Here is an 11,921-nt window from a genome sequence, read left to right as displayed (position 1 = left end):
GAAAAAGCCGGCAATTAAATGCCTCATTAACAATCAACGGATCTGGCAATGCTTTTCCGCAAAAACAAAAAAGCCCCAAACGGGGCTTCTTAAATGAGAAGTTGAGAAAACAATATTGTTAGGCTTAGCCTAACTAGGATTAATCATTAGTTACCTAATAAAGATAACGCTGCCTGTGGCAACTGATTAGCCTGTGCAAGAATTGACGTACCAGCCTGTTGTAGGATCTGGTTACGGGTTAACTCTGCTGTTTCTTTAGCAAAGTCTGTATCACGGATACGAGCTCGTGCACCCGATGAGTTTTCCACGATGTTTGCTAAGTTTTGAATTGTTGATTGTAAACGGTTTTGAACTGCACCTAGTGTCGCTCTGTTCCTATCAATCTTGCTTAATGCACCATCGATAATAGCAATCGCATTTTGTGCGCCTTTTGAAGTAGTAATGTCTACAGACTGAATATTTTCTTCATTTGCCTGAGCAACTACTGTATCTGCTAAACCTGTTAGGTCTGAGGCACCACCACCAGCTGTATCAGAAGATACGCTGAATAATACTGTGCTATCAAGTTGCAATTGACCTTTAACAGTAACATCGTTCGCACCGCCAGAAGTTACCGCAACCGCTGCACCGATATCGTCTTCATCATCGTAGTTACGACCTTGCATATTAAAAGTCGCTGCTGCACCTGCACCTGAGTCAGTAAAGTCTTGGATTACGATATTATCGCCATCTTCCGATGTTAAAATCACTGACGTTGTTGCTGCATCGTATTTAGCACCAATACCAGTTACTGCAGAGTTTTCGTTTACTTTATTAACCAAAGTTTGTAAATCATCTTCTACTACGCCACTTGCGGTAAACGAAACAATAGATTGACCGACCGTAGAATCTGTTGGGTCACCATTTGCCAACACAAAACTAATACCATCGCCATTGGCAGCATTAGTAAGACCTTCAATACGAGCAACCGATTTAGCGTCCGCTTTAACACCCGTTGTATTAAATACAGAGCTAATTTTTGCCGCCATATCGGCAGCAGAGTCATTTTGATTGATAGATACTTGAGATGGATTAATACCGCCAATAGTAAGTGTTTCACCAGCGGCATCAGCAAGAGGATGACCTATACCAGTAACTGCAGTACCCAGGTTTGTTGCTGGAGAACCTGCTAAGTTTGTTCCGCCCATTTTATAACGAGCGCTGCCTAAATCATCAACCTGTGCAGAGTTTATAGAAATAGCAATCGTTTCATTTGCTTGTGAACCAACCTGAAATTGTTGAACACCAAACGAGCCATCAATTAACTTTTGGCCACCAAAAGTCGTTGTATTGGCAATACGATCTAACTCTGATTTAAGTTGAATTACTTCTTCTTGCAACGCCTTACGGTCAACCGTTGAATTCGTTGCGTTTGCAGACTGAATAGACAAGTCTCGCATACGTTGCAGAATATTTGTCGATTCTTGCATCGCACCTTCAGCGGTTTGCGCCATTGAAATACCGTCATTGGCATTTCGCATAGCAACATTAAGGCCGTTAATTTGCGATGTTAATCGGTTTGAAATTTGTAAACCCGCAGCATCGTCGCGAGCACTGTTAATTCTTAAGCCCGATGCCAAACGATTCATAGATGTTTCTAGATTGTTGGTCGAACCCATTAAGTTACGCTGTCCATTAATGGAAGCAACGTTAGTATTTACGAATAAAGCCATTGTTTTCTCCTGTGAACTTAACTAGGGGATTGCCCCTGCTGTTCTTTCTCACACTTGACTTTGCATTCTATGTGCCAGTTTTATATCCCTTTTTATAAAACGCCAAGAAAAACAATTAAAAACAATTAAAAACAACAGCTTAAAACCGGAAAAACTCGTTCATTTGCTCCTGACAATAGTTAATTAGCGTGATTTAAAGAACTCAAATGAAAAATAATGAATGACAAATATTTGATAAAAAAAAACGGCAACAATGAAAAAGGATCATAATTGCCGTTTTTTTGACTACTTGATCCGCTTAAGCGGAAACAAATAACCCGTCATTCTTATAGATAGTTAAATAGAGATAAATTTTGAATCTTTGCGAAGCTTTGTTGCGAAGCTTGTAAACCAACTTTATTACTTTCTAAGTTATTGATGGCTTCATAGATATCAATTTCTTCTACCGTAGCAAGCGTGCTTTTGGTTACTTCTTGATATCGGTATTGTGCGGTGATCTCAACTTCAATTGCATTTAACCGAGCACCCATTTCAGATCGTGTATTATCTATTGTTGTCAGCCCTGCTTTTAATTCACTAAGCAAACCACCAACCAAATCAACTCGAGCTTGACTCTCAGGTCTGTCTATATGAAACACATCACCTACCGCTGGTACCGCTGAGATATCAAATTTAATACCTCGAAAAGATATTTGATTATTTGCCGTATAGTCTTCCGGCCCGGCAATTAAAGTACCTTGGCTGTCATAAACCTCAAAGTTGCCGCCAGCAACAATATTTACCGTGTAGTCGTCAAATAGATGTCCAGATGATGGATCAACAATATTGCCAATTGTTAGCTCCGCAGTTGATCCGTTACCTGCATCTCTAGACGCATTATAACTGGTGCTTACCATAGACATAGCGTCAATTGCTTGTTGAAGTGTCCACAGAATACTCGTGTCTGGTGAACTGTCGAATTGAAACGAATCACCTACCGCAGGTGCTGGATTAGTTTGTGTTTTAAACTGAATGCCATTAAATTCCACGCTATCGCCAGGTGCAATGTCTAAAAAGGCAGATTTGTTAGGTTCAATAGGAACGGCTACGCCACCATTATCTCTAACTTCTACACGAATACTGCCCGGTGCAGCACCTGCAATAAAGTTTACGGTATAAGGTGCTGGATAAACCGGTGGCAACGTATTTTCAAATTCGGCTTTTTTAGTTACAAAACCTAAAGAGATCTCGGTATTAGATGGGTTGGCAGGATTTCTGGTTGGGATAAAACTCGCCGTTGACGACGGAACATTATCAATAAATTGACTACCAGGATCATTCACTTCTACTTTAAAACCAGCAGCAATTAACACATCGCGTTGACCATCGTCACCCTTGTATATGTTATATCCATAGTCATCTTTTTGATAAGGCTGAGTCGTAGTCTGATAACCTGAAAATATAAAGTCGCCATTAGCATTGGTAGTATTTGCCAAGCCTTCAAACTGTGTTAATCGCTGTTGTAACTCTTCTGCGATCGCATTTAAGCTGTTTTGATCCATCGTACCGTTAATAGATGTTAGCAGTAGTTCTTCAGCACGAAAAATGATATCGGTCATGCTGCTAACCGCATTCTCACTTAATAAGTTGAAACGCTCGGCAGTGCTCTGCGCAGTTAGATACCTGTCAGAAACGTCAAGTTCTTTTCTCAGTCTAATTGCTGTATTTGCCCCAGTTGGATCATCTGACGGACGCAATATCTTTTTACCTGTAGACAACTCCATCTGCGCTCGGTCAAGCGCCGACTGACGATTCTGCATGTTCGTTAAGCTTCGTTCAAAATAGTTACTTGTGGCTATACGCATTGTCATAATAGTCTACCTTGCTGCCTGTAATAATGTTTGGAAGATATCTCTAGCAACCGTAATTATTCTTGCCGCTGCGGAATACGCTTGTTGATATTGGATTAAATTTGCGGCCTCTTCATCAAGGTTAACGCCTTGAATACCTGCAAGCCTTTGTTCTGAGCCACTCAATAACGTTTCGAATGATGATGTAGATATTTCGCGGCTCTTTGTTTCTACACCAATCGTGGTCACTAAGTCAGCGTAACTTTCTGACAAGCTATTGGTGCCATTATCAAGTTTTCTTTGCGATTGAAAGCTCAACATTTCTAGCATGTTCGTATTATCGCCCGGACCAAACTTCTTGGTCTCGTCAAAGCCTGGGTTATCGGCATGAACCACGTTAAATACTTCATTTCCCGCTAGCACACCTTTAAGCTCAAATCTAAAGCCTGCAACTGTATCATCGATAATTTGATCCGCTGGAATGGCCGTAGGTCCACTAATAATGGTGCCACCAGAGTCCCTAACGACATAGTTTGTTGCTGCGGCATCAATCTCAATTGAAATCGAATTATCTGGCAGTGGCGCTGGTAAGGCGGCAACCGGAGCAGAAGGCGCTGTCATTTCATATAGCTTTAATTCGATATTATTAGGATTGTTTGTCGCTGATATAGCTAGCGCGTTATCAGCTGCTGCAATTTTTTTAGGATCTTCTAAAACTCGCTCTATGCTTCTTGCACCGGTGAGGGTAGGACGGATCATAAAACTATCACCGGCAGTTAAATTATTTGTATCAATCGATAGGGAAATGCCCACGCCCTGAACGGCAATTTGTGCGCCACCGGTCATAGCAGCGATATCAGCAGCGTTAAATTGAGTGATAAGGTTCCCTTGCATATCTTTCATATCAAGGGTTGTGCCGTCATAATCCAATCGATAGTCGTCACCCGATAGCTCATTTGTATTACGAATATAGACTTCAAACTTTGTCTCATTTGTATTAAATTGAGAATTAAGCGTTCGACTCAAAACGGCCTGTGGTTCATTAATGTCTTTAAACAGGTACTCTCCAGACTCACCATTTAAATCACGGCCTAATGTTTGTTGCCGATTAAAGTTGTCCGCCAAGCCAATTGCTAACTTACCTATCTCTTGTAATGTCGGTAAAATTAGATTGTCTCTAGCGTCAAATAAGCCAGTTAGAGAACCGCCTGATAATTGATTTGTAATGTATGTTTTATTTACTGTGTCTGCTCTAGTGGCAATACCAATTTCCAATTTACTTGAATCAAATTCATTTCGTTCAATCGACAGTGGTAACGCAAATGAGTTAGTCACTAGTGTAATACCTTTACCAATTGTGACATTAATCGTACCGTCATCTCGCTTAATGGTATCAACTTGTATTTTTTCGCTTAATTGTTTGAGCAATAAATCACGCTTATCAAGTAAATCGTTTGGCGGAAACCCATCTCCACTTACGGCATTTTCAACTTGAATCTTACCGTTGAGATTGGCGATCTCTGCCCCTATCGCATTTATCTCTTCAACCGTAGTTATAATTTCTTCGTTTACTGCACCTAAGTGTTGACCTGATATTTCTTCGTAAAGTGTATTAAATCGTTTTGCCACGGTTTCGGCCCGAGCGATCAATACGTTTCTTGCCGAAATAATGGTTGGCTCTTCTGTAATACCATTTATCCCATCAAACATTTCTTCGAATGACGTGGTGATTCCAGTTTCAGGATCGGCCAATAGATTATCCATTCTCGATGCGTTCACATACTTAGTATTATTTGAATTAAACTGGCTGGCGTTGAATATGACTTCTTGATAATTAAAATCATTAAATGTGCGAGTAATTGCGGCGAGTTGTGTGCCGTTACCTAGAAAGGTGCTACGAAATGCTAGTCCAACCGTTGACTGAGTTTCGACTCGTTGACGACTGAAACCTTCCGTATTTACGTTGGCAATATTGTGTCCAGTAGTATCGAGCCCATGTTGAGCTGCTGATAAACCAGAAACTCCCGTACCTAATATTCCGCCAGCCATTATCTATTTCCTCTATTCGCCATCACTTGGTTCAGAAAATTTGCCAATCATTTCTTTGAAATTGTCGCTGTTTAATATGCCTAAGATCTTATTTGCATAGTTTGGATCGGTTGCATAGCCAGCGTCTTGTAGACCTTGCAAAAACTGTTCCGGATTGTCGGCATTATCAAGGGCTGATTCATAGCGGTTACTTGATTTTAGGAAGTTGATAAAGTCGCCAAATGACTCATTAACACTGTTGTAAACACGGAAAGGTTCAACTTTTTTCACAGCGACGCCATTTTCAAATTCAAGTGTAGACTGCGCAGTTTTATCGCCATCCCAATCTCGCAGTGCTTTAACATTGAATAAGTTAAAACTTGAATTACCGTCCTTATCTTTCAACACATGTTTGCCCCAACCTGTTTCAAGGGCTGATTGTGCAATCATCACCGCTGGGTTTAGACCAATTTTAGCGGCGTTTTGTTTCGCAAAGTGCCAAACGCTATCGACAAAAGACTCTGGTGAATCAAAGTTAATTTCTACTTTTTCTGAAGTCTTGGCATTTGCGTTATTTGTTAGTTGGACTGTTTTTGAATTTTCTTCAGCCGTCGCAAATAATCGTTGCTTGACGGCATCGTCGCTTGTAACAAAGCCAAGGTTTTGAGCTGTCGGTTCTACCGATTCAATTGAGTTGTCAATGTTGTTATTTGTCGATATTTTGCCAACTAACTCATCAAACCGGTTATCATTTCGCAGTACACCTGCATTTATATACTTATCGTTGTCACCACTCAGTTGATCAACAATAATGTCCGCGAGTCCCATACTGCCTTGCTCAGACATATCAGTGGCCAACTGTGAGTCATACATATCTCTGAAGAACTTAGTCGTATTTGAGTGCATGGGATTGCCCTCTTCAAATACTGCGTTTGCTTCTCGCATAGACTTGAGCATCATGCCAATAAATATCGACTCAAAGTGTTGTGCAGCTTTGTGCAGCGCTTCTTTATTTCCAGGATCTAATCGAGACTTGGACTTTAGTTCTTGAAGTCCAATTAGGTCTAGAGAGTTACTTGAATCACCAATACTATTCATTGTCGTTTTTTTGACACTTTCGCATCAAAGCAAGCCTATAAATTAATCATAATTTAGTTATATCAAGACTTGTGCCAACAGCGGTTTTGCCACATGTAAAATGATTAATGTTTAAGTAAGGTGATATAGGTAAACGTAAAGGGAGTGAAAGGAAGCGTAAAGAGCTAGCTAAAGTTAAGAAAGCAGTTATAAGAATAACAAGGAAAGGTGCCCGATGAACCGCAATAATTAATTACAGTCCATCAGTGGGCTAATGTCATACCATAATCCTAATGAATCATAGTGAAATATTTAGACAACTCTTCTTTTAGTTCGCCGGTAATGTCACCGACAAAACAAACTTTGGCGCCATTGGGTACTCGAGAAAATACCGTTTCAATTTGCTCAGCGATATTTTCTTCCGTACTAATATAATCAGCGAAATATTCTGTATCAGAAATTTCCTTAACGTTCGTTAATGCTTCAAACGCAGCTAAGCCAACTGGAGTAAACTCGATAACACCATTTTCAATGCTACCACCAGATAAACAGCAAAATATTTGCTTGTCACCGAAGGCTATTTCATAAACATGATATTGAAGGTCGTGAGACTCGTTAATGTCTAACAACTCTAATATCGCCTGATTCGTGTCTTTATTCGCAGTTACATCACTTAGCAATACTTGTGAAAATGCCATAGTGTTATTCCTTCTATTATTTAAATTAAAAGTTAAATCACAACCAATTGGCCGTCTATTGCACCAGCTTGTTTAAGGGCTTCTAATATTGCCATTAAGTCGCCAGGCGCTGCGCCCACTTGGTTTATGGCGCGTACTAAATCATCAAGATTCGCACCAGGGTCAAAAACAAATGCTCGAGTATCATCTCTAGCTACATCAATTATTGTTTGATTTGTTACTACCGTTTGCCCTTGGGCTAGCGGGTTTGGTTGATCAACCTGTTGGTTTTCGGCAATGGTTACTGTTAAATTACCGTGAGTAATCGCAGCAGGTTTTAACCTTACATCTTTGCCTATTACTATTGTGCCGGTGCGAGAGTTAACAATAATCTTCGCGCTGGTACTCGCAGGTTGAAACTCTAAGTTCTCTATCGCTGATAGATAGGCCACTCGCTGTGAAATATCACGAGGCGCTATAACTCTAACAGACACTGAATCCATTGGTTTTGCAGTGTTTGGACCGACTAAGTTGTTAATGGTATCAGCAAGCCTTTTTGCGGAGGTAAAGTCTGGCTCATTTAAATTAAAAGTGATGTGGTCACCGTTGCCAAAAGGTGTAGGTACACTGCGTTCTACTGTTGCGCCATTTGGTATGCGACCAACAGTTGGGGTATTAATCACAACTTGTGAACCGTCTAAACCTTGCACACCTAAGCCCCCAACGACTAAGGAACCTTGAGCAACTGCATATATTTTACCATCAGCGCCCTTAAGGAAAGTTTGTAGTAACGTGCCACCTCGTAAACTTCCCGCGCTACCAATTGACGAGACTGTTATATCTATGTTTTGGCCTGGCTTTGAAAATGCCGGTAAATCTGCATGTACCGCAACAGCTGCAACGTTCTTAATTTTTGGTTTAAGACTAGCTGGCAATTGAATACCAAAATTGCCTAACATTGCTTTAAAACTTTGCTCAGTAAAACTTGTTTGTTCGCCTGTACCAGGTAAACCTACCACTAGACCATAGCCTACTAATTGGTTTGATCTGATTCCTTGAACCGTTGATACATCTTTGATACGGACAGCATTTACACTGCTACTTAATAACAGGCCTATCACGGTGACTATACTTAATACTATTTTCATCTCATTCCCCTAAAACGGCCACATTGTGCTCATGAAGAATTGTGATAACCAGCCAGTTTCTTGGGCTTCAGCCAAGGAACCTTTGCCGCTATATGAAATTCGAGCGTTTGCTACACGAGTAGAATCAACGGTATTGTCAGACGATACATCTTCTGATCTGACGATGCCTGTCAGACGAATGAATTCTTGCCCTGTATTTAACGTTAACCACTTCTCGCCACGAATAATCAAGTTACCATTTGGCAACACACGTAAAACGTGAACTGTTATTTGTCCATTTAGGCTGTTACTTTGATTCGACTTAGCATCGCCTTTAAACGTGCTATCAGACTCAATACCCATTTCTAACGTATTTCCGTTAATTGTTGGTGCGAGTCCGTTTAAACCTACTAACGGTGAAAGGCTTGCATCTGTTTCTTTTTTTGTTTCTGTTTTTGCTGTTTTAGACGCTTGTGTATTTTCCATCAACATCACCGTAATGATGTCGCCTACACGCCTGGCTTTGGTGTCTGAGTAAAGGCCATTAGACCAACCGGTATGATACAAGCTACCGGTTGCTACAACTTCTTCTGTTGGAATTTCCGGCATAATAGGTGCGAAAAATGGATCTTCTTCGACAACATCATGGTTCATAGCGCAACCACTCAATAAGCCTAATCCAATCAGTAACGTACTAGTTTTAGCCACATCCATGATGGTTTGGTTTAATTGATTTAGCGAACGATTGATGTTCATAATCATGCTCCGAAAACGTCTAGTAATTAAAGTTGCTGCGTAATGAAACCAAGCATCTGGTCAACTGATGAAATGACTTTTGAGTTCATTTCATAAACTCGCTGACTTTCAATCATGTTCACTAGTTCTTCTGTCACGTTCACATTTGATGTCTCTAACGCGCCTTGAACAATAATGCCTAAGCCATTTACGCCAGGGTTACCTTGAACCGGAGCGCCACTTACACCTGTTTCAGTGAATAAGTTTTGACCTATTGGTTCTAAACCGGCCGGATTAATAAAGTCACTAATCGTAAGCTGACCAATCGCTACACCAGCACCCTGCCCAGGCAACTGCACAGTAACTTCGCCCTGTTGGGAAATGGTAATTGATTTTGCTTCAGGCGGTACGTTCATCTCAGGTTGCAGAGGAAAACCTGCACCGGATGTAACGATTCGACCATTCTCATCTAACGAAAATTGTCCATTTCTTGAATACGCCAACGTTCCATCTGGTCGTTGAATTTCAAAAAATCCATCGCCTTGGATCATAAAATCCAAACTATTCTCGGTAGTAGACATATTGCCTTGCGAGAAATTCTTTTGAGTTGCGACAACTTTAGTACCCGCACCTAACATCAGACCGTTCGGTAACTCAGTATCTTGAGATGATCGCCCTCCTGGTTGATTTATATTTTGATATAGCAAGTCTTCAAATACAGCTCGGCTTTTCTTAAAACCAATTGTGCTGGCATTAGCTAAGTTGTTTGAAATAACAGCAATATCTGTTTGTTGGGCATCTAAGCCTGTTTTACTTATCCAAAGTGCGGGATGCATAGCCGCCTCCTCAATTAATTCTAATTAAACTATTCTTAACAACGTGTCTTGCGAACGATCTATGTCTTCCGCTTTTTTCATCATTTTTATTTGCATTTCGTATTGACGCTGGTGCGATATCATCGCCACCATTTCTTCAACCGGGTTAACGTTACTCATTTCTAGAGCGCCACTAACAATACGTATGTTGGGTGATGCTTCACAAAACCCACAGGCTTCATTTGAAAGCACTGCATCTTTAGATCGAAATAAACCATCAAGCCCTTTTGTCAAATCGTTGTCACTTGGCGGTTCGATAACCTTTAACCGGTCAACGACTTCTAAAAAATTAGCTGGGGCACCTTGAGGACGAACCGTGATGCTGCCATCCGGTCCAATTTCAACCTTTTCTACTGGAACAGGAATAACTATCGGCCCACCTTCGCCTAAAATTGGCGTACCTTTAGCAGTCGTCAATAAGCCGTCACGTGTAATTTGGAGGTTGCCTTCTCGTGTGTAAGCCTCTTCACCATTTTTATCTTGAACCGCCAACCATCCGCGTCCCGATATGGCAACATCAAGCTCACGGCCTGTTGTTGAAATTGCACCATGATGCATTTTTGAACCTGGGCGTTCTTCCATAGCAAAAACACGCGTAGGAAGGCCATCACCAAAGGCTTGCATTGATCGTTGTTGTTCAAAGTCAGAACGAAAACCAGCCGTTTTTGCATTGGCTAGATTGTTGGCATTCATTGAAATACCAATTAGATTTTGTTTCGCTCCGGACATGGATACATATAAGAGCTTATCCATCTTTGCCTCCGTCAATTGCTCGACGTTAAAAATACTTATCTTGTAAAAGCATTAATCGTGCCAGAGCTTGAAAGGCTTATTTTAAAAGGGCTAAACTGGGTAAGGAAGTAACGTGGTAGATTAGGCTGTTTTGTTTTGTCTGTGCATCGAAACGAGTAGTTGAGCTTCTGAACGAGAAATTTCACATTCTTGAATAACTTCTTCGACGTCTGCGCCTAACTCAATCATTTTTTTAGCGCGTGTATATAAAGGGTTGGGTTGATTTTCTTGCTCTAGTAGCAAAACCTTGTTGTTTAACTCGGTAATTACATCTAGCTGTTGTTGTTGATTTGTTTGCAGCTGAAGTACTAGCTCTTTTAATTGCTGTAAATACTGATCAGATTTTGAGTGCAATAGCTTCTCATTTTGAAGCTGTTGTTTGAGTTGGACCAACGCTTCGTCTTGGTAATGCATGGACTCTTGGAGCTGATCATGCAAAAGCTGTTGCTTAGTAGATAACTTACGATGGCGTGACATTAAAATTAATAATCCAATTAAACAGACTACTAAAACTGCAATTAAAATCCCTGTCGACACCATCATATATTCGCTTCCCAGATTTAGATATCTGAAATTTCGTCCCATTCTTCATCGGTCATGAGCTTATTCAAATCAACTAAAATAAGTAACTCACCACCTCTGTTACTAACACCTTGTATAAACTTAGCACTCTCATCTGTGCCTACGTTTGGTGCACTATCTATTTCGGACGTTTTCAGATAGACAACTTCAGCCACGCTATCGACTAAAATACCGATAACTTGCTTATCCGACTCAATAATTACGATTCGAGAGTTATCGCTGACTTCACCATTGGTCAAACCAAAGCGAGCACGTGTATCAATAACCGTTACAACATTACCACGAAGATTGATAATACCCAGTACATATTCAGGAGCGCCTGGAACAGGAGCTATTTCTGTGTATCGCAATACTTCCTGAACTTGCATTACGTTGATACCATAAGTTTCATCTTCTAAACGAAACGTCACCCACTGCAAGACTTCATCATTGCCGTCTGTTAACTTAGTGACTGGGGCTCTTTCTTCACTCATTTGAGCAACTCCTA

General features: G+C 40.7%; 11 protein-coding genes. All 11 read right to left on the bottom strand.

Translation table 11 applies throughout. The features are described from left to right. Window positions 1-146: 146 nt before the first annotated feature. Window positions 147-1,712, bottom strand: a complete 1,566-nt coding sequence (locus tag J9318_RS05930) for a flagellin (protein WP_210562131.1) — start codon at window positions 1,710-1,712, stop codon at window positions 147-149. Window positions 1,713-2,038: 326 nt separating this feature from the next. Beyond that, complete coding sequence (flgL, locus tag J9318_RS05925) at window positions 2,039-3,562, bottom strand: flagellar hook-associated protein FlgL (RefSeq protein ID WP_210562130.1); 1,524 nt, start codon at window positions 3,560-3,562, stop codon at window positions 2,039-2,041. Window positions 3,563-3,568: 6 nt separating this feature from the next. Next, window positions 3,569-5,590: a flagellar hook-associated protein FlgK gene (gene flgK / locus J9318_RS05920; RefSeq protein ID WP_210562129.1), complete on the bottom strand. Its 2,022-nt coding sequence runs from the start codon at window positions 5,588-5,590 to the stop codon at window positions 3,569-3,571. Window positions 5,591-5,602: 12 nt separating this feature from the next. After that, on the bottom strand, window positions 5,603-6,667 hold the full coding sequence (gene flgJ / locus J9318_RS05915) for a flagellar assembly peptidoglycan hydrolase FlgJ (RefSeq protein WP_210562128.1): 1,065 nt from the start codon (window positions 6,665-6,667) through the stop codon (window positions 5,603-5,605). Window positions 6,668-6,936: 269 nt separating this feature from the next. Then, window positions 6,937-7,344, bottom strand: a complete 408-nt coding sequence (locus J9318_RS05910) for a hypothetical protein (protein WP_210562127.1) — start codon at window positions 7,342-7,344, stop codon at window positions 6,937-6,939. A gap of 32 nt (window positions 7,345-7,376) precedes the next feature. Beyond that, complete coding sequence (locus J9318_RS05905; protein WP_210562126.1) at window positions 7,377-8,471, bottom strand: flagellar basal body P-ring protein FlgI; 1,095 nt, start codon at window positions 8,469-8,471, stop codon at window positions 7,377-7,379. A 9-nt stretch (window positions 8,472-8,480) separates the two neighbouring features. Continuing rightward, window positions 8,481-9,164: a flagellar basal body L-ring protein FlgH gene (gene flgH / locus J9318_RS05900; protein WP_210562389.1), complete on the bottom strand. Its 684-nt coding sequence runs from the start codon at window positions 9,162-9,164 to the stop codon at window positions 8,481-8,483. 68 nt (window positions 9,165-9,232) lie between these two features. Further along, complete coding sequence (gene flgG / locus J9318_RS05895) at window positions 9,233-10,021, bottom strand: flagellar basal-body rod protein FlgG (RefSeq protein WP_210562125.1); 789 nt, start codon at window positions 10,019-10,021, stop codon at window positions 9,233-9,235. A 24-nt stretch (window positions 10,022-10,045) separates the two neighbouring features. After that, window positions 10,046-10,813 (bottom strand): flagellar basal-body rod protein FlgF, encoded by a 768-nt coding sequence (flgF, locus tag J9318_RS05890; RefSeq protein WP_210562124.1) that lies wholly within the window; start codon window positions 10,811-10,813, stop codon window positions 10,046-10,048. Window positions 10,814-10,933: 120 nt separating this feature from the next. Next, window positions 10,934-11,395 carry a DUF2802 domain-containing protein gene (locus J9318_RS05885; RefSeq protein ID WP_210562123.1) on the bottom strand — a complete coding sequence of 154 codons (462 nt, stop codon included), beginning with the start codon at window positions 11,393-11,395 and terminating at the stop codon, window positions 10,934-10,936. 17 nt (window positions 11,396-11,412) lie between these two features. Further along, window positions 11,413-11,907 (bottom strand): chemotaxis protein CheW, encoded by a 495-nt coding sequence (locus tag J9318_RS05880; protein WP_210562122.1) that lies wholly within the window; start codon window positions 11,905-11,907, stop codon window positions 11,413-11,415. Window positions 11,908-11,921: the final 14 nt, after the last annotated feature.

Source organism: Psychrosphaera aestuarii (genome assembly GCF_017948405.1).
Taxonomy (GTDB): Bacteria; Pseudomonadota; Gammaproteobacteria; order Enterobacterales; family Alteromonadaceae; genus Psychrosphaera; species Psychrosphaera aestuarii.
Note: the sequence above shows the minus strand (reverse complement) of the source record. Positions and strands in the feature narration are given on the sequence as shown.